This window comes from Vibrio ruber DSM 16370 (assembly GCF_900163965.1).
Classification (GTDB): Bacteria; Pseudomonadota; Gammaproteobacteria; order Enterobacterales; family Vibrionaceae; genus Vibrio; species Vibrio ruber.
In genome coordinates, this window is the sequence record NZ_FULE01000056.1 from 1 (window position 1) to 23376 (window position 23376).

Sequence of the window (23376 nt, forward strand, 5' to 3'; positions counted from 1 at the left end):
CCATTGCGGATGACTTCCAGCACGGCTGCGGTATCAACCAGTTGCCCGGCACTGATGCCGGAATCGCGGCTGGCCAGCTCGATGTGATAGCGAAAGCCATACACCGGGTTTCCCTGTGCATCCAATGAATCAGAGATAGATTCATGTCCCTGATAATCACGGACGACCAAGGCTTCACCGACACCACTGACAAGACGGAAGTTCAAAGTCCCCATAGTTTTTTCCTGACATTGTTGAGTTGACTGAATTTCATATACCCATTGGTTTGTCACACATGAAGTCAGTGCATCCTTGAGGAGCGCCACAGTCATGCATGACATGGGTTCGGCCCGGTTTTCCGGTTGTTCTTGTTAGAAACATTTACGTTTTTCTATCATGTGCTCTGGCAAAAACAGACGGTACTGTCAAAACAAACGATAGCCAAAACAAACGATAGCGAAACGCAAAATCCGATTATAACCGGATGAATATATGAGTCTTGATGAAAATGAAAAATTGGCGGGGAAATCAACGAGAAAGCAATTTTCCTGAAGGAACCTCTCAGTTTTTGAACCGTCGCCCCAGCCATCTTGCCTCACAACACATATACCTGAATAACCTCATAAACGAATCTCTGCTGCGCGAAGTTGTTCAGGTATATTGTCTTATCGTTTTGTCGAGTCTACTTTTCTAATTAATGTGTGATTGATATAAACAATGTTGCCCACCAATCGGTGAGCAACAGGACAATCAAAGCATTGTCGGACAGACACCCACGGTGCCTGTTCAGCTGACAATTAAGCTTCGATTGGCTTACGCCAGTCGTCAGCACCTGAAGTACCCGCGTTAACGTGGTCCCAAGTGATCTTACGGTAAGACATAGAGACAGTCAGGTTTTGCGTGTAGTCAGAATCTGCTGGGTTTTGGCAGTGTGGCATTTCACACTTGATGTCAACGATAGTTGCGTTTTCAAGTGTTGTGGTGAAGAAGTTTTCTTGTTTACCTTCGATTGAAGTGCGGTACCACTTCAGCGTTACAGAAGACATTTTCTCACCGGAAGCCAGTGCGTTATACAGCAGTGGAACGGCTTTGTTCAGGTTCACAGTGAATTTGAAAGGCTTGTGAACACGTTGGCCTGCCGGCTGACCAGACTGAGGATCAGTTGGAACGCTCACAACGTGATCGAACTGTTGAACCATCATTTCATCTTCGTGACCTTCAACAAAAGAGTCACCGATAGAATCTGCTGTACAAGCGCCTGACGTGATTAGCCCCTGAGTTTCACCTTCGATAGAGATATAACATGGAGTTGGCATTCTGAATTCCTTCAATTATCTATAATAAGTTCATGTTTTTAATGCACATAGAACCTTTAGGCTCTTAAGCAATAAGAGCAAGGGGTGTGCCAACTCACTCACATCAATAAAATCAATGTGTTATATAGATATAAAGGTAAATACAAGCAAGATCTTGCCCGGAGGCGAGCAAGAAGTTGCCCGGCGAGCAAAAAGTTGCCTGCAAGAAGTGGAATAAGTATCACGGAAATGTTTTATTTTTGAGACAGATTTTTTTGAGACAGGTTTTTTGAGACAGATTAGATATCGGTGCCGAATATATGTAAGGCGATCCCGTATGCTGTATCGCGCGCTTGGATTCTGTCAGGAAACAGTGTCTCAACCATTGCTGTTTATTGCCTGAGCGCTTTACTAAAAGTTTCTGTTAATGTGCTGGCTAAAGATGAACGGCAGTTGATATCCCCTCGTGCCAGTGCGTCATCGACTAATCCGTGCATAGCATGAAACATCATCAAAGCCATCATTTTGGCGTCTGTAACCTGCCATGCATTCGCTTTATCACCTTGCTGTAACAGGGAACATAACTGTTCAATGACCGGGTTTTCGCTCATCAGACTTCGCCCTTGCTTTGGATGGATATCCTGAAAGAGCATGTCGTGAAGAATAATTTGATCCAGTAAGCCATCGATTGCGGTTGTGAACCAGTTGTGGAGTCGCGATTGCCAGTCATCGGATTGACATTGTGTCAGTGCCGTCTCAATCCGGGCACAAAAGCTGGTCATAAAACGCTGCTGTAAGGCGTGTAACAGGCTATCGCGCGAATGAAAGTAAATATAAAAGGTCCCTTTGGCAACATGAGCTGCTGCCGTAATATCTTCGATCCGGGTCTCATGAATCCCTTTGGTTAAAAATAAATGTTCAGCTGCATCCATTAAAGCTGTGCGTCTGGTATGTGGTGATCGAGTGCGTCGATGCAACTGAGGTTTTTTTGTATCGGTACGATTATCCATTGTCATGCCTATGATTCGCCAGAAGAACAATGATTACAGGTAGAATACGGGTCTGTAAATCCCGGAACACCATGTTATTCACATATTTCAATCCATAACAGTCTGTTCTGTTGGGGGTATCCTGCCGCACGCCACCATGATTGAATGATGATTCATCTGTTTATCTTATGGTGCAATTATTCCATGACGTAATTGATGATTACATAGTGCTATTGATTACATAGCGCAATGCGGTTCCTACATCTGAGCCGGTTCTGTCAGTGTGATGATTTTGCTCGGCCGCCAAATCGTCGGGTCTCTGTGAGTGACGATAATCAGCGTTACAGGCAGATCACTTAGGGATGCTGCGACATGGCGTTCTGTCTCTTCATCGAGTGCGGCGGTTGCTTCATCAAGGATGAGAACCGAAGCTGTTTTGAGCAGGGCGCGGGCTATCGCAACACGTTGTCTTTCTCCGCCGGAAAGTAAGCTGCCTTGATGGCCGACGGGCTGATCAATCCCTTTCGGTGAGCGGTCGATGACGTGGCTTAACATCGCTTGTCGTGCTGCGCTTTCTACTTCTGAGCGGCTTGCACCGGCATGTCCTAAAAGAATATTTTCAGCCAGAGTCCCGGTAAACACCACTGGCTCTTGCGCAACATAAGCAATATGCGAACTCAGTTCAGCGTAGCGCATCTGATTCAAGGGCACGCCACCGAAGGTAATCTCGCCACTTTGCGGATCATCAAATCGCATGATGAGTTCAACCAAGGTACTTTTGCCGCAACCACTCGGACCAGAAATGATGACATTTGCGCCCGGTTCAATTTCAGCACTCAATTGACTGAGAACAGGTGTCTGGCTGATGCATTTCAGGGAAATATGGTGTCCATCGGGAACCAAAGCTTCGCTTGCATCGGGTTCAGGTAAGGTCGGCACTAAGGTATTTTTGAGGTAGTCGTTCCATGCGGCACGTAAATTATTAATACTCAGGCCAGCCAGCGCCAGTTCACCCAGCGGTGCCGCTGCTCTGGTCACTAAAACCAATAAGGCCAGGGTCATAAGCGGGGAGCTGATTTGAGTGATCGTCAGATAAGCACTGATACAGACTAACGGTAGAGATTTGGCGACTGCTGAGACTAACGTCGCTTTAGCCGCTGCCCGGTTAGTCGTGGCCAGAATACCTTCTTGGGCTTGCCATTGTTGTTCGATGCGTTTGATTGCTTTTGTCGGCCCTGCGGTGGTGCGCAACAGCTCCAGATGGTCAACAAATTCGATGGTAGCGTTTGCGGTTCCGATATTGGCATCATGCCTTGTTTTATCACTTTCCATCAGTGCCATCTGAGCTTTAAATTGCAGATACAGTGACAGCGCCAGTGTGCCAGCGGTGATGACTGCCACTTCTGGCCCTGATAACCATGCAATGCCACAAACCAGAAACAGGGGCAGCAGTGGTGCATGCAGGAAAGTTTGCATCTGATGAGCCGGAACACTCATAAACCCCGGAATGCCTTGAGAAGCCAACATTGCCAGTTGAGCCCGGCGAGTGTCGGTAAACCATGACAGTTTGGCTCGGGCAAGCGCCTGCCCCAGTATTTCAAATAAATCACCGGACAGCCGCACTCCGCAGAAAAAACCGGCCCGGGTTGTGAGTACCATAATGAGTACGGCAATACCGGCTGAGACGATGACCCAAACCGGATCTTGTTGGAGCGTGATAGCCTGTGCCAGCACGGTATAGGCCGTGGCTTCCAGTGCAGCAACGAAACACCAACTGATGCTAATCCAAATCAGCCGACGCTTGGTATGTAATGGCCATATCGGTGGGGTAGAGCCGGATTGGTGGTGAGCCGCGAAAGTCATACCGTGAATTCCTTTTGTTGTTGTGGCGATTTTTCGAGATGCATGTGTTGGTCGGCTTGAGAAGCCAGCGCTGGATCATGGGTTACCATGATCAGGGTTTTATTTTGGGTGTGAGTCACATGTAGCAAGGCCGCCATCAGTTGATTTGCCCGAGAGTGGTCTAAAGCACTGGTTGGCTCATCCAGCAGTAGTATCTTTGCCGGGCTTAAGAACAGGCGTGCAAGCCCGACTCTTTGTTGCTCTCCGCCGGACAGTAATGCTGCATTCGCATCTAAGTCGATGTCAATTTGGGCATGATTCAGTGCATCATGGAGCTGTTCGTCACTGGCCTTCGGCGCTGTCAGCAATAAATTATCCCGCACCGTCGTATTTAGGACGGGTTTTGTTTGTGGTATGAGCTGAATCTGCCGGTGGCGGGTTTGCTCATCGAGCGTTGTTATATTTTGCGCTCCCAGACGAACCTCTCCGCTCTCCGGTTGTTCAAATCCGGCAAGGATACGCAGAAGTGTGGTTTTTCCGCTACCACTTGGCCCCGTGATGACGGTGAGTTTTCCGGGCAAGAATCGATGAGATAAATTCTCAATCAACGTGCCGTTCTCGGTAGTGATGCAGATGTTTTGTATGGTGAGTTCAGCATGAGCAGCCTGAAGTGCAGCGTCACCTCTGGGAAGTGGCGTTTCATGCAGTAACTGAGCGATCCGTTGGCCGGCCGCACGCCCGGCGGCAAGGTAGTCGAGACCGTGTCCGAGGCGTAACGACGGGGTGACGATTGCCAGCCCGAAAAGCATCGTTGCCGCGATCGATACTGGGCTGAGTTGATAAGATGCCCAATAAGCAATCGCAAATGTTGCAACCGCTTGTAATAGTGCGGTGGCAATTGCGGCTGCGGTTGCCACATGACTGACCCATGTGACCATACCTTGAGTGAAGCGGTTGGTTGCTGCATGGTAATCGGCAAGCGCTCCTGACTGCGCATCAAACAGCCGGTTGATTCGGATTCCACGAACATAGTCGTTAATCGCGGTGACGATTGTTTCCATTGCATTCACTCGCTCAGCATTATAACGCACAGAGTAACGCGGCATTAAAATCAGGTAATACATGGCCGCGAGGCATCCGGGGAGTAAGGCGAGTAAAGAGATTGGGCCAGACATTACGAGCAGCATGATCACCGAAGCGACAGGGACAATCATAAAAGTCACGATTTCTGCGGGTAAGTGGGCAACCACATGATGCAGGGCGCTAATATCTTCGGAGACTAACCGTCGCAATGCGTTGTCGTCGTAGCGCGCTAAAGTCCGGGTCGGGAGCTGTGTTAAGTGAGTAGCAACCTGACGGCGTAGCCGTGAGGAAAAATCGGCTTCGGCCTGATGGGAAATCCATGATGCAGCGGATGAACAAACCGCTCCCGCTCCCCAACAGACACACGCATAGAGTACCCAGATAATTGCGAGATCTTCTATCAGGTGAATGAGACACCAGAGTGCTGCTAGATTTGCTAAACCGGCAACGGCCTCAGTGAATATGCCTGCACCGAGCTGTGGTAATACGGGTTTGGCGGATATCATTAAAGGCGTAAAAAGGTGTGCTTGGTGTTGTCCTTTTGGCATGAATTATCCCTCGTTTCTGCGGATGTCTGCGCATTGGAAGTCGTACAACATGGTGTATCCCTTGTATTTATCAAATGATAATGATTATTAATTGCTAATGACTTTGGGTCATTATTGATCGAATCTTCGACAAGATTCAATCGGAAAATAAGCTTAAGGTGCTGAGATTTTCGTTTTTACAGGAAGGGTGTTTGAGGAGGATGCCAGATGCAGGCAGTAGGTCATTAGGATTAGGATTAGGATTTTGGGAGCGTTATCGAGCGGGGGGACGACGCGAGTAGCCCTCACTCAATGTCAGGGCTACCGTGCGATATTCCGGTTCTGCAAAGCCGGGTTATGTATTCATTTCTGACTGGAGAGTTAACGATGGTGCCGAGAATGCATAAATACCAATGAGTGCCGGTATGGTTGTCAATGCGGCATATGCACCGACATAACTGGCATCATACTCAGACAGGAAACTCACAATTAACGGGCTCATGCCGCCAAAAACTGAGAGAGCAACGTTATAGCCAAGCCCCAGAGAGGTGGTGTTGTTGCGGGCAATGGAAAATAGCACCGTCGCCAGATTGGCTAAAATCAGTGCTGAAATCAGGCTGATCGTGATAAATGCGATCCATTGTTGCCACCCATCATGACCATGAATCAACAGATAATAAGCCGGATAAGAAACCACCAAACCGGCCAATAATCCGCCCGAAAAGCTTTTCTTTGGTGATGACAGGTATTTGTCCGTGATCCATCCGACCAGCAAGATCATCACAAGTAAGGTCACCGAATTAACCAAGGCAAACGGCTGAATGGGGAAATCTTTGGCTAAAATGGTGCTGGAAATATTCTGGACGTAGAAAACTACCGCTCCTGTTACAGACACCAAACCGATCCTGACTGTGGTTCTTACATCGTTGGTTAAGCGAGTCGGCTGTGGGGTCGGAAGCGCAGCGGGCAAGCGCAGGCGGAACCAAAAACTCATGGCAATGTTCACTGCGCCAATAATTAAAGGGATACGCCATCCATAAGCTTGCATCTGGCTTTCAGATAAGGTGCCTTTCAGCCCCATTACGATTAAGACGGATGCAATCACCCCAACAATTGAACTGGCAACAATCAGACTGCTGATACGAGCATGTTGTTCACGTTGGCTCCCTTGGTGCAGGTATTGAATGATGGTTGGGTACTCTCCGCCAAAACTGAAGGCCTGAACCATTTGCAGGCATAACAGGAGTATCACAAGACTTTCTCCCAAGATGTTGACGGGTAAAGCTGCCATCAGCAGCGTTGCACTGCCTGTCAGGCTGCTGGTGATGATCAGGGCTTTTTTTCTTCCTTGTGTGTCCGCAATTTTACCAATGGCCAACCCACCGAGTGGCCGGATTAAGAATCTGAGCGCGAAAATTCCCCATACCATCCATTCTGAATGGACGATGCCATGACTGGATAGCAAATGAGATAAATAAGGAGAGATTGCAGCATAGACTGCAATATCGTAAAACTCGAATGCATTGCCTGAGACAATCCCCAATCGTTGTAGCCAACTTAACATGTTAATTCTCCATAATAATTTCAATCTGGTTCCCATCGGGATCATGGGTGAAAAAATAAACAAAGCCCCCCATTCGAGCCGGTTTAATCTCTGTACACGGGGTAAACTGAGCGAGTTGCTGACGTGTTGCTGCAATGTCATCAACCTGAATGGCGATATGCGTGATGCCAATGGTTTGAATATTGGGGACTGATTTAATATCTGAGAGCAGTGAGGCTGTGTGCTGCCCAGCGGTAAAACAGAACAGCTCAATCGCTGAACCCGCCTCTGTGGTCATCATGACAATCGAGACTTGTTCATCGGTGTAACTTTTGTGTGTCGTATAGCCGAATTGCGCATAGAATCTCTGGCTTTCATCGAGATCCCGACAGGTTAAAGAGATGTGGTGTAAACATCCAGACATGCATCAAGTATCCCGTGTTTTTGGAGTAACTGAAAAAAGTTGGCACGATTGCCGGTACAACGAATCTTTCTCTTGATGGTTTCAATGCGTTTTCGTTCCGCGGATTCACTGCAATGATGTTGCCAGGCGATTTCTTTGGGGGAATGAAAAGATAACAGAAGGCGGATGGTGCTCATCTCTTTCGCGGTCAGGACAATATCACCAAACCGGAAATGGTTTTGCTCATTCATATGAGCATTTGTTGTGTCGGATAGGGCGGCCATCGACTGATAGGGGAGCGTTGCAACCTGATGTTTCAGCCATAATTTGTGAGCATGATAAGCCAGATAAGGACGCAGGACTGCCAGTTGATGACTTTCCTGACTGGTGAGTTGACGGCGACAGGCTAAAGAGACGATTTCAGTACGTTGTGAGCATAACCAAGTATAATCTACTTTATCCGGGATACGAAATTTACTTAATAAATGATGATATTCTTCATCTTTGTCCCGCCATGATGAAAGCCCCGGTGACATGCGCGTTCCCACTGTTCTGTTTAATCCTTGCTCCCAGTAGCTCAGGTGCCAGTCATAATCTGTTGATAAGGTATAGATTTCTTGCGTGTCCAGTGAGACCACTGAATAGCTGATATGTATGGCATCGTCATATATTTTGGAAATCAGTCGGCTGAACTGAGTGCAAGCCTTTGCCATTTCTATTGAACTAACATCCATTTTGGGCGGATTCCTATGTTGCTTATCATGCATATAAAAGAACTGGCGCGATTATACTACTCGTTGCTATTCCATTTGCAACCTGTCAAAAAATACCACCTGTTTTTTATATTTTTTTGCGGCATGATCAGACGATAACAATCAAAAATTGGTTAGAGATGTGGCTTATGAATAGTACCCAACATAAACTTGATGAGATCTTTTTTTGGTGCAATGTCGTCATGGAGTGCCGTAAACACCAAGAAGCATACCCGACTCAAAAGCAGGAAAGGGCGGCTTTGCTACGTTCTATCGAAGCATTACAGACAACAATCAGTCTGAATATGGAATCACTGATGATCGGTGACTCCAAGGGGCAAGCTTGAGGTAGTCATGATTGACCATCCCCAAGCCTATTGATCACGCATGGGTGTGCGTTTTGTATCAACGATTCACCTTCTGGATAAACGCCCGTCGAACCGGGTCAGAAAAATTAGCATTCCATAATAATCCCACCGACCATTTCGCATGATCACCATTGAGTGGAATAAAGCGAATCTGGGGCTGGCTGATACGGGCTACGCTCGCAGGAATAATGGTGTATCCCAAACGGGCAGAGACTAAAGCGAGTAAGGTGATGATGTCATCAGCCTCTTCAACGACAGTTGGCCTCTGTTGTGTTTCCCACAAATAAGTCGTGATGTGTTTGTTCATCGTCGGGTTTTTATCCCGGCTTAGCGCAAGATAATGATGGTGACTCAATGACTGCCATAAATGTTGTTCATCGATGTTTTCTTCTTGATGAATGGCAATCGCGAGTCGGTCGGAGAAGAGGGGGATAGCGGTTAATGGCGGTTCGACAGGGAGACGATCAAACCCTAGTTGCAAATTACCGATCAGGAGTTCCTCGACCAGTTTGTGGGATGGGTAATCATTCAGTGTGACATGAACATCCGGATAGTCCTGCTTAAAGCGGGCAATGTAATTGGGGGCTTCATGAAATGAAGAGATGCCATAACCAATGTTCAGATGTCCTGATGTTCCTTCTGCAACAAATGCGGCTAAGGTTTGGAATGACTCAAATCCTTTCAGCACTCGTTTGGCTTCTGGCAGAAGGACGCTTCCCATCGGGGTCAATGCAGCCCCGTGGCGACCGCGATCAAATAATACGACATTGAGTTGTTCTTCTAGCCGTTTGATCTTCTTGGTGAGTGCCGATTGCGTAATGTAAAGATGTTCCGAGGCGACCCGATAATTTTTATCATCTGCAAGTTGGCAAAAAGTGCGAAGTAAGTCTACATCCATTCCATTTCGGACTCAAAAACTGAATTTTTTTCATTATAACTAATCGATTCGGTTTTTTATAGTTGAGAGTGTGGGAACGAAGATAAGAGTATAGGTGTTTGCTGCTGGATTTTATTTTTCATTACTTTATTTGATTTGGTGCCCTCGTTGTCGGTTTGAACCTGTTTGTCGCGATATTTTATGCAACAAGATTAATTGCTCGAACTGTATATGTTATTCACGGCAGTACACTAATTATGTATTGAAGCGCATATATTTTTGAGTTGTCTTTATGGTACGCATTAAGACTAATTATTTGGAGTGAGATACAGATCGCTATTATTTCATTGTGAATTGTGAATTGTGAATTGTGAATTAGATTCTATGTTCATCATGATAATTGATCACGAAATAAGCGCATCGCCTCATATAACTCCAGTGAGTTATCTAAAAATTATACAAACTGCTCTTCGACTGAATAAAGCAATAATAAGAAGAGTCGGAATCAATAATCCAATAATGTAAAAGGGAAATTATATGAAAAAGACATTACTAAGTCTGGCAATGGCCTCACTTGCACTTGCCGGAGCTGCTCACGCTGAAACATACAAGTTAACGGTACCTCATGTGACATCTACCGATGGTTATAACCACCAATCGTTATTGGTGTTTAAAAACTATGTTGAGTCACGTTCAAACGGTCAGATCAAAGTTGATATCTATCCTTCAGGTCAGTTGTGCTCCAATGTAAAAGAGTGTATTGCCGGTGTACAGGCCGGGATGTTTGACTACTTTCAAACCACGATTCCAGAGTTGGGTAATTTTTGGCAGCCAATTGGGGCGTTCGACCTGCCTTATCTTTTACCAAATGACCGTGTGGCAGAGTGTGTTTATGACAATGAACAGCTCATTGGCGATGTCCGCAAAGAGATTCTTAAACACGCGCCGAATGTCCGTTTGATGGCCGTGTCAAACTCTGGTGGCTGGCGTAACATCGCCACTACGAAAAAACAGGTGAAAAAACCTGAAGATGTTCAAGGGCTGAAGCTACGTACCGTTCCGGCCAAAACTCAACAGGATTTAGTGAAAGCTCTCGGCGGGGCACCAACACCGATTGCGTGGCCTGAAGTGTATACGGCACTGTCGACCGGGATGGTAGACGGAACGAAGAACGGTATCGTTGATATCATCATGAACAAATTCCATGAGAGTCTCCGTTATATGATTCTGGACGGGCATGGTTATATGGGCGGAGCCTGGGTCTTTAACGACAAGAAGTTCAATTCATTCCCGGATGATTTGAAACAGGTCGTTGTTGATGGTATCGCGGCTCAGAATCAATACCTACGCGCTTATCCAAAACATAAAGAATACTCAGCTTACGAAGAATTTAAGAAAGCCGGCGGTGTTATTTATAACCCGACAGCAAAAGAAAAAGAGGCTTTTAAAGTCGCTGCTGAACCTGTGAAAACTGAATTTTTGAAAGAAAATGGTGCTGAAGGTAAAAAATGGCTACAGCGTTTCGAGCAGGAAATAAATACATGCGAAATGAAAATTAAAGCAAACTACAAACTTCAGCTAAATTAATTCGATAGTTATATCCTGAAAATATTAACAACAATCAGGTGCACTTTTATTCCGGGTGCACCTTTATTTTCTCAAAATTTTGGAAGCCGCCATTATGGAACTGACCTACGATAATACTGGTTTTAAAATTACCCATAAGGGTCGAGTTGTTTTAAAACATTCAGAAACAAATCCTGCATTATATTTAGGTGTGGGTCAAAGTACCTTTGATATGTATCGTGGAAACTTTGATATTAAAGATTATCTCACCGAGCGTTTGCCATTGAAACAATTTACCGTGACAGAAAACGCTGAAGATTATGTCATTACCTTGAGCCTGAATGGTCAGGGTGCGTTGATAGCCCGTGTGTTTGAAACCGCAGAACAGCGATTGAAAATAGAATTTACCTCACTGGATGAAACTTATAATCGTTTTTGGATTCGAATCGCTGCGACTGAAGATGAATTGGTTTATGGCTGTGGTGAGCAGTTAAGTTATTTTAATCTGCGCGGTAAAAATTTCCCGTTGTGGAGTTCAGAACCCGGGGTCGGTCGCAATAAAAATACTTACACCACATGGCAAGCGGATGTGAAAGATAAAGCCGGTGGCGATTATTACAATACCAACTACCCACAACCTACTTTTGTGTCGGATAAAAAATATTTCTGTCATTTAGAAACGACCGCTTATGCTGATTTTGATTTTACTCATGCGCTGTATCATGAATTGCAGTGCTGGAGTATTCCCGAGTATTTGTTGTTTGATGCTGAAGCATCATTTCCCGAATTAATGACCAATATGACAGATGTATTTGGTCGCCAGCCTGCATTACCGGAATGGGTGTATAACGGTGTGATTCTGGGCATTCAGGGCGGGACGGAAATAACCTTGAATAAAATCGCTGCGGCAAAAGAAGCCGGTATTGAGGTCGCGGGGGTCTGGTGTCAGGACTGGCAAGGGATCAAAATGACATCATTTGGAAAGCGGCTGCAATGGGACTGGCAATGGAATGCAGCGCTCTACCCGGAGCTGGACACCAAAATTCATCAGCTGAAAGAACAAGGCATACGTTTCCTTGGCTATATTAATCCCTATGTGTTGCAAGATTTTCCGCTCTACAATGAAGCGCAGCGTCAAGGCTATCTGGCAACGCAGAGCGATGGTTCAAAATATCTGGTTGATTTTGGTGAGTTTTATTGTGGTGTGGTTGATTTTACCAATCCGGATGCCTGTGCATGGTACAAAGATATTATCCGCCACAACATGATTGATTTTGGCCTGGATGGGTGGATGGGGGACTTCGGTGAATATTTGCCAACGGATTGTACTTTATTCAACGGTGAGAGTGCGGAAATAGAGCATAACAAATGGCCTTATCGTTGGGCAAAAGTACAGCATGAAGCAATTGCCGAAGCCGGTAAAACGAATGATATCCTATTCTTTATGCGTGCCGGTGGCACGGGGATTCAAGGTTATTGTCATGCTTTATGGGCGGGTGACCAGTCGGTTATCTGGGAAAAAGATGATGGTTTGGCTTCAGTCATCCCGGCGGCGTTATCTGCCGGACTGATGGGGAACGGAATCAGTCACAGTGATATTGGGGGTTATACGACCTTACATGGCAACCGACGTTCAAAAGAACTGTTCCAGCGCTGGGCTGAAATGGCGGCCTTTACGCCCATTATGCGTAGTCATGAAGGGAACCGGCCTGATGACAACCATCAATATGACACAGATGCAGAAACGATGGCCCATTTAGCGCGCATGACAAAGATCTACAAACATCTTAAGCCATATATCCGGTCAGCGGTTATTGAGAATGCGACAAAAGGGATGCCGGTTCAGCGTCCGCTGTTTATGCATTATGAGCAAGACAGCGAAGCTTATCATATCCAGTATCAGTATCTGTTCGGGCGTGATTTGCTGGTTGCGCCAGTGTACAACCAAGGTGAAACGGTGAAACAGCTGTATCTGCCAGAAGATGAGTGGGTCCACGTCTGGAGCGGTAAAGTCTTTATGGGCGGTTGGGTTGAAGTGGATGCACCTGTCGGACAACCGCCGGTGTTTTACCGTAAACAGTCAAAAGATGCCCGGTTGCTGGCGGAGATCAGCCGCTACTAGCGACTAATATTAAATATCGGTCTGCGACTGACCATCGTCAGTACACGGATTAATTTTCAACCTGATGTGAAATTCATAGGTCCCTTCGGATTCGGAGGGACAACCCCAATTCATTTGAAGAAAAGTGGAACGCTATGTCTGACCTAATATTTAATCATAAAGAATCTTTTGTGATGGATTCGATCCGAGGCACGTTGTACACCGCTTGCCACGATAATTTAACACTGCTCGACTTTAATAACGGTATTAAAGTCGTTGCGCGCAATGACTGGCACAAAGATAAAGTTGCCCTGATTTGTGGCGGTGGTTCCGGTCATGAACCGGCACACGCTGGTTTTGTCGGTAAAGGAATGCTCACTGCTGCGGTTTGTGGGGATTTATTTGCTGCCCCGAGTGTCGATGCGGTGTTGAGTGCCATTCTGCACGTGACGGGAGATGCGGGCTGTTTGGTGATTATCAAGAATTACACCGGGGATCGTCTCAACTTCGGGCTGGCTGTCGAAAAAGCCAAGGAGATGGGACGTCACGTTGATCTGGTTGTGGTTGGTGATGATATCTCCATTCCCGGTAATCCGCAGCCCCGTGGTATTGCAGGAACCCTGTTGGTTCAGAAAGTTGCAGGATATGTCGCTGAACATGGTGGCACACTTGAACAAGTCAAACAGGCTGCTCAGGATGCACATGAAAAGATTGCTTCCATCGGCGTCGCTTTAACCAGTTGTTCTTTACCGGGAGAAACACAACGAGAAGAGCGTATTGCATCAGGCAAAGCGGAACTCGGTTTAGGAATTCACGGAGAATCAGGTATTGAAACTATCGACTTACCGAAAGCCAAGGCTCTCGTTGCGACAATGGTGAGCAAGCTCATTGAAGCGAAACCAATCACCGAGAATGCGATTTTACTGAATAACCTTGGTGGCTTATCACCGATTGAGATGAACATTGTTGCCAATGAAGTCATGGCTTCAGAGCTTGGCCAACAGGCGAAACTGATCATCACCGGTGCATTGATGACTGCCGTTGATATGAAAGGGTTCTCTCTCTCAACCATTCAGCTGACAGAGAATATTGTTAAAGCACTTTCATTTGAGGTAGAGACGGCTGGCTGGCCGGGTGTCGCACAGTGTCGTGATCTGCCGGTAACCCAGTGCGATAGCCTGATTGACAAGAAAACGTATGAGCCATCTCATGATGAAGATACCGCAGCGGTTGTGCACAGTGTCTGTCGGGCGATCATTGATATTGAAGCGGAGCTGAATCATCTGGATGCGATTGTCGGGGATGGTGATACCGGCTCAACATTTGCTGCCGGTGCCCGTCAGGTATTGGCGCAGTTGGAAGCTAAACAGCTCCCGTTACAAGATAAAGCCAAACTGATGACGACCATCGCAGACTGTCTGACGTCAGTGATGGGCGGCTCATCCGGAGTGCTGCTTTCTATCATGTTTACAGCGGCAGGTCGCGATTATGAACGCCATGGTTCTCTTCCTCAGGCGCTGCAAGCCGGCTTGCAGCAGATGATGGCTTATGGCGGGGCGAAACCGGGAGATCGCACGATGATCGATGCGCTTTCTCCGGCTCTGAATGCCTGGCAACAACATGGTTTTGCTGCGGCGATTGATGCCGCCAAAGCGGGCGCTGAAGCGACAGTGGCGATGACACACGCAAAAGCCGGCCGCTCATCTTATCTGAACAGTGACAACCTGTCTGGCAACAAAGATCCCGGTGCTTTTGCCGTTGAGGTTGTCTTTCGTCAGTTCACATCCAAATAGGCAATAGCCGGGTTGGCCGAATGAGCCTATCAGTTCAAGTACAATAGAAGGATTCAGTTATGGACACGATTATTATTTCTCCAAGTAAATATATTCAGGGAAACGGTGCACTAGATAATATTGGTAAATATGTTTCGGTGTTTGGTCAGAGACCTTTGGCTATCGCGGATGATTTCGTGATGGGACTAACGCGGGAGCGCGTTGCAGCGAGCAGTGAGCAGGAAAACCTCAAAATAGGTTTTGATATATTTGGCGGAGAATGTTCCCGGGTTGAAATTGAACGCCTTATCGATGTGTGCCGCACACAGGAGAACGATGTGATCATCGGGATTGGTGGCGGAAAAACGCTGGATACAGCAAAGTCGGTTGCGTATTACTCGAAAATTCCGGTTGTGATTGTACCGACGATTGCATCAACCGATGCCCCGACTTCTGCACTGGCGGTCATCTACACGCCAGAGGGCGAATTTAGTGAATACCTGATGTTTCCGTCGAATCCGAATATGGTGATTATGGATACCGGTATTATCGCTGCTGCACCGGTTCGCACATTGGTTGCCGGTATGGGAGATGCGATGTCGACCTACTTTGAAGCTCGTGCCAATGGGTTATCTGGAAAAGCAACTATGGCTGGTGGCGTGCCGACCCGGGCAGCTCAGGCGCTGGCAAAATTATGCTATGAAACATTAATTGCCGACGGTGAAAAAGCCAAAGTTGCGGTTGAAAATGGTGTTGTAACCAAAGCGGTAGAAAACATTATTGAAGCGAATACGTACCTTTCAGGCATCGGGTTTGAAAGTTCAGGGCTAGCTGCTGCTCATGCGATTCATAACGGTTTGACGAAGCTGGAAGAGTGTCATCATCTGCTCCATGGTGAGAAAGTTGCTTTTGGTACGCTGACTCAGTTGGTACTTGAGAATGCGCCACAATCAGAGATCGATGAGGTGCTGAACTTCTGTCGCACCGTCGGTTTACCGACAAATCTACATGAGATGGGGGTCAAAGCGCTGAATCATGACAAACTGAGGGAGGTTGCGAAAGCATCCTGTGCCGAGGGTGAAACGATTCATAACATGCCATTCCCCGTCACAGCCGATTCTGTCTATGCCGCCATTCTGACGGCGCATCAACTCGGTTTATAACATTACATTTCGGTTTATAACATTACATTGATTCGAATGACGAAGCGGCTTTCATTGGAAAGCCGCTTTTTACTTGTCTAAACATGGATTGCTTTTCTGAAACGGATTGATTGTCTAAAAACTGACATTTTTAAACACGAGGGCGCAACCAATCACCAGCAGGAAAATGTGCACAATTCGGTGATAATTAATTTTATATTTCTGCAGTAGGTGATACCCCACCATCCCGCCGGTTAGTCCGATGATAAACGCTGGCATTGCTGAGAGTACATGTGAGAGTACGGTTTCGGTGATCAGGCCTTCCCGCCAGAAACCGATGTTTGCACCAATCATTTGTAACATAAAGAAAAAAGCCAGTGTTGATTTGGTCTGATCCGCTGTCCACGGCTGCATTGAAGTGTATGCAATGACCGGTGGGCCGGATTCGCCGACACTGGCACCCAACACGCCAGATGTAAAACCGGCCCCGATAGTGATAGGGACGGAAGTCTTTTTAAACAATGGTTTCTTCGATGTCATTGAGTGGATACTTGACACAATGAGTACCACCCCCATGGTGATCAGAATGTACTGGGATGGCATATTTGCGAGTAACTTCGCACCAACGAATGATGCCGGGATCGAGCCGGCAAAGAGAATGAGGCCTGTTTGTCGCTGGATGGAATGACGCATTTTCCAGACGACGGGCAGGGTGACTAACCAGCCGAAAATCGCGGCAATCGGTACTGCTGTCTGAGCTGTCACAAGGAGTGAGAGTAATGGTACGGAGACTAAAGCTGCTCCGAATCCGGTCAGCCCCTGAGTAAAACCTGCCAGCGCGATAATCATCGAAATGAGTAGTATTGTGGTGTCCATATGTCCTGAGTTTGAACTGAGTGAATGTCAATACACTATAAATTTATCAAAAAAAATTACCATCGAATTTGTCACATTTTGTCTGAATGTGATCACTTGTTTTCGGTTTGTGACAACTATCTCAGATGGTGAAGGGCGGTTTTGTATAATGAAATTGACTTATTTTCCGGTCTTTCAGTTTGGTCAAAGTGGTCAGACTGATATCTGTGTTGTTGTACCGGGAAACGCATCACCCAATGACGAATATGAATAAACCAATAAGAGATAATCGCGTGAAATTGAATATTGAAAACTGGGGGCAGATTGAGGGGCAACATGTTCCGGTGAAGTTAATCACACTGCAAAACAGTCAGGGAATGATTCTGTGTGTGACCAATTATGGGTGTATTGTGACCACCATTGAAGCACCGGATCGTGATGGCAATAACGCTAATATTGTACTGGGATATGAATGTTTAGATAAGTATGTCCAAGGGCATCCCTTTTTTGGTGCTCTGGCAGGACGGTATGCCAATCGAATCAAAGACGGGCGCTACGAAATCGACGGCCATGTGTTCCAACTAGAAAAAAATGAACCGGCAACGCAGCAGCATTTGCATGGTGGTCGGCAAGGATTTGATAAATATGTTTGGGATTTTGCAGTAGAAACACAAAGTGATGCGATCTATATCCATTTGAGCCGGATTTCTCCGGATGGTGAATCGGGGTATGGGGGGACATTACAGGTTCGACATACCATCGGGTTGGATGAACAGAATCAAGTCCATTTCAACTTTCAAGCCACAACGGACAGGCCGACGGTGGTCAACTTAACGAACCATAGCTATTACAATCTCGCGGGGCACGATTCAGGCACGGTGAATCATCATGAGCTAAAACTGTTTTCCCGTTTCTACACTCCGGTGACGGAGCAGATGGTTCCAACCGGGGAGATTCGTGCCGTCGCAGGTACAGGGTTGGATTTTATGATCGCAACTCGTATCGGTGATAATCAGGCTCGGATGGATGAGGCTGGGTTTGATCACAATTTTGTTTTAGACGGAAAAGAGAAGGAGGGAGCATATCATTATGCTGCCGAGTTGTATGAGCCGACAAGCGGCCGGCTGATGACGGTGCTGACCACACAACCTGCTGTCCAGTTCTATAATGGATTCAAACTCTCGAATAAGCATTGGGTTGGCCGTCATGGTCAGCGTTATCAGTCAACTCATGGCTTGTGTCTCGAAACCCAGCATTATCCTGATAGCCCGAATCACGCCCATTTCCCGACCACACGCTTAAATCCGGGAGATGTATTTGAAGAGAAAACCATTTATCGTTTCTCCGTCAAGTAATTGGGCTTTTCCGCTCCGATAAGCATATTACGATGCTTATCGGACTATGAGCAGATCACCAGCTCGGTATCATTTTGCTTTGCAACAGCTTCGATGGCAGGGCTCGGCTGCGTATCGGTAAAGAAGTAACCCACATCTTTGATGTTGGCTAAAGTGATAGACCCGCGGGGGATAAACTTACTTGAATCCATCGCAACCAAGACATGTCGTGCTGATTTCATCACCATTTGAGTAATCATCGTTTCATTGAGATCGTACTCAAGTAATGTGCCGTCAACATCAATTGATGCTGCGCTGGTAATCAGATAATCGAACCGGAAGTTAGAAATAAAATCAATGGCTTCCGTACCGACAATGCCACCATTAAATGCTTTAATCTTGCCGCTCGGGATCAGCACATCGATCGAGGCGTTGGTATGCAGCACATTGGCAACACGAAGACTATTGGTAATGACCTGCAAATTGTTTTTCTGTGCCAAATAGCTGGCGATCACTTCTGCGGTTGTACCAATCGTAATGAAGACAGTTGAATGATCGGGAATCAGATCTGCAATCGCCTTGCCGATGGCGTGTTTTTGCGCGGTGCCGGAGACCTTACGTACTTCATAATCAAGGTTATTTTTGGTTGCCGGAGAACTGGCTCCCCCGTGGTGGCGAATCACCAATCGCTCATGACTGAGCTTTTTGATGTCACGACGAATCGTCTGCGTTGAAACATCCAACAGCTCGGCGAGTTCTTCGACCCCGTAATACCCTTTTTCATTGACTAACTGAATTAACTTATCTTGTCTGGGATTAGTCACATTAACCCTTCGCTTTGTTTATTTTTGTAGTTTTTGATCCACTTCAACTCGAGTCGGGATTCCTTCTCGACCGCCTCTTTTGGTACATTTTAACGCTGCTACGGTATTTGAGAATACAATACTTTCGCGACTTTGTTTAGCCTCGGCAACGGCAACTGCTAACGCACCATGGAATACATCCCCTGCACCCGTCGTATCAACCACATCGACTTTGATGACGGATTCATGGCATACATCCTGATTCTCTAACCAGTAACATCCTTTTGAGCCTACTGTAACATAGACTTTTCCCGATGTTTGTTTTTGAGCTATTTTGAGCCCTTCTATCGGGTCTGTGCAACCAGTAAATTTTTCTAATCCGGGTTCAGAAAATGCGACGTGATCTGCAAGTTTGACTAGCCGGTCAATGGGATCCGGAGACATATCGGCATCAAGAACCGAAGGAATACCATAGTTTTTTGCCTGTTGCAGCGCATATTCTGCGCCTTCAGGCCAGCGAACATCAGTGAGTATGGTGGTGTAGCGGGAAAAGTCGATGGCTTCAAGCGGGGTCGGATTCCGGCTGAGTGACGGGTCCTGATAGTTGACGATGATTCGCTCACCTTGGTCATCGACCAGTACCATTGAAAATGCGGATGATGCACCGTGAATGTGTACCGTTTTGTCAGTATTGACGCCATATTCCTGTAATTCTGCCAGCATCGTTTCGGCGACACTGTCTTGACCTACACGACCAATAAAATCAACAGTATGGCCTAATTTTGCGACAGCAACTGCTGCTGTCGCAGCCGGGCCACCACCCACTTCAAAGTAATCCGTGGCAACATATTTCCCACCTGTAGTCGGCAGGCTTGCTACCCGCTGGATCCGGTCGAGCACCGTAATACCTACACATGCTATCGTCATTGTTCTTCTCTTGGTTCGTTGTTATCGGCTGATACAGCCACAGTGATGATAGCGGAGTATAATTATTTTTTGACATGGGGCTGGGATTTTTATCACAAAATAACCAAAACAAACAAAAATGGACAAAATGTGACATTTGTTGTGGTGGTTCCCGCTATGAATGTTTTATATTGTTCTTCACTCATCTACTCAGTGAAGGAATAACAATATGTCAGCAATCGGTTTTATTGGTTTAGGTCAGATGGGAATGCCCATGGCGCTGAATCTGCTCAAAGGGGGACATTCCCTGAAAGTCTTCGATATCAATGAGGCTGCTATTCAGCAATTGGTTACACAAGGGGCGACAGCTGCGGTATCACCCGCTGATGCTGCTTTGGACGCTGAGTTTGTGGTGACGATGTTGCCTAACGGAACTCTGGTAAAAAATGTTCTTTTTGGTGAAAACAGTGTGGTATCGGCCTTAAATAAGGATGCTCTCGTCATTGATATGTCGACAATTCATCCCCATGAAACGGATGCTCTGATTCAAGCAATGAGCGATAAAGGGTTTGCCATGATGGAAGCCCCCGTCGGCCGAACTTCAGAACATGCTGTTCGTGGTGAATTGTTGATTATGGCCGGGGGAACAAAATCACAGATCGAGCGGGCTCAGCCACTGTTCGACTGCATGGGCTCTGAAACCATTGATGCTGGTGGCGCGGGAAAAGGTATTCGCGTGAAAATCATTAATAACTACATGAGTATTGCGCTCAATGCCCTCTCTGCTGAAGCTGCGACACTTGCTGAAGCGATTGGTCTGGATTGGGATACCGCGATGAAAGTCATGAGCGGAACGCCCGCAGGTAAGGGGCACTTTACGACAACATGGCCGGGTAAAGTGCTTGCCGGTGACCTGTCGCCGGTGTTTATGATTGATTTGGCTCACAAAGATTTAGGGATAGCTTTGGAGCTTGCCAATCAGGTTCATGTGCCAATGCCGTGTGGTGCCGCCTCTCGTGAGTTGTACAGTGCTGCGCGTGCCTCTGGACGCGGACGTCAGGACTGGACCGCAATTCTTGAACAGCTGCGTGTGACTTCCGGCTTAACGGCTAAGGTGAAGTAACGCCTGAAGCATCAGTTTGGCGCTGGTTGGGTTTTTGGTAAAAATATCGAGTTTTTGTGGCAACTATCTGACATTTTTTGACATTGTAACACGCTTGTCTGAGCGCTGTTCATTGATAGATCGATGTCGGTTCCCATCTGTTAAAAGCCTTTCTTTATTAATCAAGTAAAGAAAGGCTTTTCTTATTTTGCGATTCTGTTCACTTTTTGTCTCAATAAACTGTTGGTTATTTATCAATACCGCAGTAATAGATTCGTTTAAATCCCTACTTAATTGCATGATATAAAAAGAAGATAATGTATTTTTCTATAGTTTTCTAACCCATAGTGTGATTGGCCATTGGATACCCGTTTTGAACGGTGTGTGAAACTCAATTATGAGCATTATGATTCATTTGTTTGTGATTGCGTGTAAATTTTTGATGCTAAATGTCACTTTGTGGACATAATTGTTATGTCGGTAACAGAAATTGACAGATTCGATTGGTAAATTGTATTCCACGAACCACAGTCTTATAAGACTAATTTGATGATAAAGGAACACGATAAATGTCGTATGTATCTGGTAAAACAATGATTCAGGAAGCGTGGAAAAATGGTTATGCCATCGGCGCTTTCACCGCGCACAATCTGGAAACGATAAAAGCTGTCCTGCTTGCTGCTGAAGAAGAGCAGGCACCAATCATGATTCAGATTGGTCAGAAAGCTATTAATGAAATGGGGATGAAGCCGCTCCGGGACGCGATTGACTCTCTGATCGAACATCATCGCATCACTGTCCCTGTCTGTGTTCATTTAGATCATAGCCGTCAGTTTGAACAGTGCATGGAAGCTGCGACTCGTCATTTTCAATCACTGATGTTTGATGGATCTGCATTACCTTTTGAAGAAAACATTCGCATTACCAAAGCCGTTGTTGAGGTTGCAAATGCTTTAGGACTCGGTGCTGAAGGTGAAATCGGTAAGATCGGTGGCACAGAAGATGACATCACCGTTGATGAGAAAGACGCAATGATCACCACGGTCGCAGAGGCGCTGGATTTCTCTGAACGTACCGGTGTGGATTATCTCGCTGTTTCCATCGGTACTGCACATGGCGTGTATAAAACAACGCCTGAGCTGAAATTTGACCGGCTCTCTGAAATTAAACAGGCAGTACAGAAACCGATTGTATTACACGGCGGTTCCGGGGTGCCGGACGATCAGATCGTGGAAGCGGTTAAACGCGGGGTCGCGAAGATCAATGTCGATACCGAGTTGCGTCAGGCGTTTATTCTCGGTGTGCAAGAGCATTGGAAAGCCAATGAGAAAGACTACATTCTGGCTGATGTGATGAATAAAGGCATTACAAGTATGAAAGAAGTCGTGCAGCACAAAATCCGTCTGTTTGGCTCAAATGGTAAAGCAAAATAATAACAATACGACTGTCTATTTCGGGGGCTGAATCCTCAGCACCCGATGGTTTTATAATTCAATAATGGTGATTCTATGTTAAGAGCCATCGAAAAAGTATTAAACACTGCCACAACACCTCTGTCGAAAATACTCCGCCATTTAGGCGGGATTTTGCTCCTTGTCATGACGGCCATTGTGGTTGTACAAGTGCTGTTCCGTTACGTACTCAATATCCCATTAAGCTGGACGGATGAATCTTCCCGCTTCTTGATGATTTACATGACGTATTTGTGTTTGCCGTTTGTTTATCTGACCGATAAAAACATCGCAATGACGTTTGTGACTGAAATCCTTGAAAAGAAAACACCACGGCTGTTCGCCTTCCTCGCTTTAATCGCTCATATCTCGGCAATCTTAGTCTTTGTCGTGTGGATTAAATTTGGCTGGAACTTTTTCCAGACGGGAGCGGTTATGGCAGATAGCTTACCCATTCCCATGTATTACATCTATGTCATTCCTCCGGTGATGATGGGGGTCACGATCTTATTCGCCCTGCAAAAATGTGTTGCGTCATTGCGGAACCTGTTCGGTGATTTTGAAGATATCTCTCAAACTGCCCAGACGGCCGCCCTGTTTGAAAGGACAGAAGACGACGAAGACGAAGACTTACCTCATGATCAACAACAAACACAGCCGCTTGGCTCGAAAACGGCTTAAGAGGG

The 23376-nt window shown here is 46.4% G+C and carries 20 protein-coding genes and 1 pseudogene; 9 read left to right on the forward strand and 12 right to left on the reverse strand.

Annotation, left to right across the window (positions count from 1 at the left end; all coding sequences use genetic code 11):
• The 8 genes and pseudogenes from VR7878_RS18660 to VR7878_RS18695 all read right to left on the reverse strand — a co-directional run.
• Positions 1 to 215: pseudogene (locus VR7878_RS18660) on the reverse strand (type VI secretion system tip protein VgrG); the annotation flags it as partial.
• 561 nt (positions 216 to 776) lie between these two features.
• The gene (locus tag VR7878_RS18665; protein ID WP_059123002.1) at positions 777 to 1295 is read right to left on the reverse strand and encodes an Hcp family type VI secretion system effector; all 519 of its coding nucleotides are present in this window, start codon (positions 1293 to 1295) and stop codon (positions 777 to 779) included.
• A gap of 371 nt (positions 1296 to 1666) precedes the next feature.
• Positions 1667 to 2284, reverse strand: a complete 618-nt coding sequence (locus VR7878_RS18670; RefSeq protein ID WP_159440502.1) for a TetR/AcrR family transcriptional regulator — start codon at positions 2282 to 2284, stop codon at positions 1667 to 1669.
• A 237-nt stretch (positions 2285 to 2521) separates the two neighbouring features.
• Positions 2522 to 4126: an ABC transporter ATP-binding protein gene (locus VR7878_RS18675; protein ID WP_077337522.1), complete on the reverse strand. Its 1605-nt coding sequence runs from the start codon at positions 4124 to 4126 to the stop codon at positions 2522 to 2524.
• Positions 4123 to 5736, reverse strand: a complete 1614-nt coding sequence (locus VR7878_RS18680; protein WP_077337523.1) for an ATP-binding cassette domain-containing protein — start codon at positions 5734 to 5736, stop codon at positions 4123 to 4125. Before VR7878_RS18680 ends, VR7878_RS18675 begins: the two co-directional genes overlap by 4 nt.
• A gap of 334 nt (positions 5737 to 6070) precedes the next feature.
• Positions 6071 to 7279 (reverse strand): MFS transporter, encoded by a 1209-nt coding sequence (locus VR7878_RS18685; protein ID WP_077337524.1) that lies wholly within the window; start codon positions 7277 to 7279, stop codon positions 6071 to 6073.
• A 1-nt stretch (position 7280) separates the two neighbouring features.
• Positions 7281 to 7682, reverse strand: coding sequence for a VOC family protein (locus VR7878_RS18690; protein ID WP_077337525.1), 402 nt, complete (start codon positions 7680 to 7682; stop codon positions 7281 to 7283).
• Positions 7652 to 8395 (reverse strand): helix-turn-helix transcriptional regulator, encoded by a 744-nt coding sequence (locus tag VR7878_RS18695; RefSeq protein ID WP_077337526.1) that lies wholly within the window; start codon positions 8393 to 8395, stop codon positions 7652 to 7654. The genes VR7878_RS18690 and VR7878_RS18695 overlap by 31 nt, the downstream gene beginning before the upstream one ends.
• A 167-nt stretch (positions 8396 to 8562) precedes the next feature.
• On the opposite strand from VR7878_RS18695, the gene VR7878_RS18700 reads away from it, so the two are divergent.
• A complete protein-coding gene (locus VR7878_RS18700; protein ID WP_139344153.1) occupies positions 8563 to 8760 on the forward strand; it encodes a hypothetical protein in 198 nt (65 codons plus the stop codon).
• Between the two features lie 58 nt (positions 8761 to 8818).
• Here VR7878_RS18700 and VR7878_RS18705 read toward each other — a convergent pair whose 3' ends face one another.
• Positions 8819 to 9679: a LysR family transcriptional regulator gene (locus VR7878_RS18705; protein WP_077337527.1), complete on the reverse strand. Its 861-nt coding sequence runs from the start codon at positions 9677 to 9679 to the stop codon at positions 8819 to 8821.
• Positions 9680 to 10195: 516 nt separating this feature from the next.
• Here VR7878_RS18705 and VR7878_RS18710 point away from each other — a divergent pair.
• The 4 genes from VR7878_RS18710 (at position 10196) to VR7878_RS18725 (ending at position 16260) form a co-directional block, all read left to right on the forward strand.
• Positions 10196 to 11245 carry a TRAP transporter substrate-binding protein gene (locus tag VR7878_RS18710; RefSeq protein WP_077337528.1) on the forward strand — a complete coding sequence of 350 codons (1050 nt, stop codon included), beginning with the start codon at positions 10196 to 10198 and terminating at the stop codon, positions 11243 to 11245.
• A 94-nt stretch (positions 11246 to 11339) separates the two neighbouring features.
• Positions 11340 to 13346 carry an alpha-glucosidase gene (locus VR7878_RS18715; protein WP_077337529.1) on the forward strand — a complete coding sequence of 669 codons (2007 nt, stop codon included), beginning with the start codon at positions 11340 to 11342 and terminating at the stop codon, positions 13344 to 13346.
• 134 nt (positions 13347 to 13480) lie between these two features.
• Entirely contained in the window at positions 13481 to 15118 is a 1638-nt protein-coding gene (locus tag VR7878_RS18720) for a dihydroxyacetone kinase subunit DhaK (protein WP_077337530.1), read from the forward strand.
• A gap of 59 nt (positions 15119 to 15177) precedes the next feature.
• Positions 15178 to 16260, forward strand: a complete 1083-nt coding sequence (locus VR7878_RS18725) for a glycerol dehydrogenase (RefSeq protein WP_077337531.1) — start codon at positions 15178 to 15180, stop codon at positions 16258 to 16260.
• A gap of 114 nt (positions 16261 to 16374) precedes the next feature.
• On the opposite strand, the gene VR7878_RS18730 is transcribed toward VR7878_RS18725, so the two are convergent.
• Complete coding sequence (locus VR7878_RS18730) at positions 16375 to 17115, reverse strand: sulfite exporter TauE/SafE family protein (protein WP_077337532.1); 741 nt, start codon at positions 17113 to 17115, stop codon at positions 16375 to 16377.
• A gap of 272 nt (positions 17116 to 17387) precedes the next feature.
• Here VR7878_RS18730 and VR7878_RS18740 point away from each other — a divergent pair, with 272 nt between their 5' ends.
• Complete coding sequence (locus VR7878_RS18740) at positions 17388 to 18449, forward strand: aldose epimerase family protein (RefSeq protein ID WP_077337549.1); 1062 nt, start codon at positions 17388 to 17390, stop codon at positions 18447 to 18449.
• A 44-nt stretch (positions 18450 to 18493) separates the two neighbouring features.
• Here VR7878_RS18740 and VR7878_RS18745 read toward each other — a convergent pair whose 3' ends face one another.
• Both VR7878_RS18745 and VR7878_RS18750 read right to left on the reverse strand, forming a co-directional pair.
• On the reverse strand, positions 18494 to 19252 hold the full coding sequence (locus VR7878_RS18745) for a DeoR/GlpR family DNA-binding transcription regulator (protein WP_077337534.1): 759 nt from the start codon (positions 19250 to 19252) through the stop codon (positions 18494 to 18496).
• 18 nt (positions 19253 to 19270) lie between these two features.
• Positions 19271 to 20158, reverse strand: coding sequence for a PfkB family carbohydrate kinase (locus VR7878_RS18750; protein ID WP_077337535.1), 888 nt, complete (start codon positions 20156 to 20158; stop codon positions 19271 to 19273).
• Positions 20159 to 20366: 208 nt separating this feature from the next.
• Between VR7878_RS18750 and yihU the strand changes: the two genes are divergently transcribed.
• The 3 genes from yihU to VR7878_RS18765 all read left to right on the forward strand — a co-directional run bounded on the left by yihU (position 20367) and on the right by VR7878_RS18765 (position 23371).
• The gene (gene yihU, locus VR7878_RS18755; RefSeq protein WP_077337536.1) at positions 20367 to 21260 is read left to right on the forward strand and encodes a sulfolactaldehyde 3-reductase; all 894 of its coding nucleotides are present in this window, start codon (positions 20367 to 20369) and stop codon (positions 21258 to 21260) included.
• Positions 21261 to 21808: 548 nt separating this feature from the next.
• Positions 21809 to 22672, forward strand: a complete 864-nt coding sequence (locus VR7878_RS18760; RefSeq protein WP_077337537.1) for a class II fructose-bisphosphate aldolase — start codon at positions 21809 to 21811, stop codon at positions 22670 to 22672.
• Between the two features lie 75 nt (positions 22673 to 22747).
• The gene (locus VR7878_RS18765; RefSeq protein ID WP_077337538.1) at positions 22748 to 23371 is read left to right on the forward strand and encodes a TRAP transporter small permease; all 624 of its coding nucleotides are present in this window, start codon (positions 22748 to 22750) and stop codon (positions 23369 to 23371) included.
• The last annotated feature ends 5 nt before the right edge of the window (positions 23372 to 23376 follow it).

Coding starts and splice junctions, on each gene's coding strand:
- VR7878_RS18690 (WP_077337525.1), bottom strand. CDS start 7,682: ATGTCTGGATGTTTACACCACATCTCTTTAACCTGTCGGGATCTCGAT.
- VR7878_RS18725 (WP_077337531.1), top strand. CDS start 15,178: ATGGACACGATTATTATTTCTCCAAGTAAATATATTCAGGGAAACGGT.
- yihU (WP_077337536.1), top strand. CDS start 20,367: ATGTCAGCAATCGGTTTTATTGGTTTAGGTCAGATGGGAATGCCCATG.
- VR7878_RS18765 (WP_077337538.1), top strand. CDS start 22,748: ATGTTAAGAGCCATCGAAAAAGTATTAAACACTGCCACAACACCTCTG.
- VR7878_RS18695 (WP_077337526.1), bottom strand. CDS start 8,395: ATGGATGTTAGTTCAATAGAAATGGCAAAGGCTTGCACTCAGTTCAGC.
- VR7878_RS18685 (WP_077337524.1), bottom strand. CDS start 7,279: ATGTTAAGTTGGCTACAACGATTGGGGATTGTCTCAGGCAATGCATTC.
- VR7878_RS18705 (WP_077337527.1), bottom strand. CDS start 9,679: ATGGATGTAGACTTACTTCGCACTTTTTGCCAACTTGCAGATGATAAA.
- VR7878_RS18700 (WP_139344153.1), top strand. CDS start 8,563: ATGAATAGTACCCAACATAAACTTGATGAGATCTTTTTTTGGTGCAAT.
- VR7878_RS18760 (WP_077337537.1), top strand. CDS start 21,809: ATGTCGTATGTATCTGGTAAAACAATGATTCAGGAAGCGTGGAAAAAT.
- VR7878_RS18680 (WP_077337523.1), bottom strand. CDS start 5,736: ATGCCAAAAGGACAACACCAAGCACACCTTTTTACGCCTTTAATGATA.
- VR7878_RS18730 (WP_077337532.1), bottom strand. CDS start 17,115: ATGGACACCACAATACTACTCATTTCGATGATTATCGCGCTGGCAGGT.
- VR7878_RS18670 (WP_159440502.1), bottom strand. CDS start 2,284: ATGGATAATCGTACCGATACAAAAAAACCTCAGTTGCATCGACGCACT.
- VR7878_RS18715 (WP_077337529.1), top strand. CDS start 11,340: ATGGAACTGACCTACGATAATACTGGTTTTAAAATTACCCATAAGGGT.
- VR7878_RS18665 (WP_059123002.1), bottom strand. CDS start 1,295: ATGCCAACTCCATGTTATATCTCTATCGAAGGTGAAACTCAGGGGCTA.
- VR7878_RS18710 (WP_077337528.1), top strand. CDS start 10,196: ATGAAAAAGACATTACTAAGTCTGGCAATGGCCTCACTTGCACTTGCC.
- VR7878_RS18750 (WP_077337535.1), bottom strand. CDS start 20,158: ATGACGATAGCATGTGTAGGTATTACGGTGCTCGACCGGATCCAGCGG.
- VR7878_RS18675 (WP_077337522.1), bottom strand. CDS start 4,126: ATGACTTTCGCGGCTCACCACCAATCCGGCTCTACCCCACCGATATGG.
- VR7878_RS18720 (WP_077337530.1), top strand. CDS start 13,481: ATGTCTGACCTAATATTTAATCATAAAGAATCTTTTGTGATGGATTCG.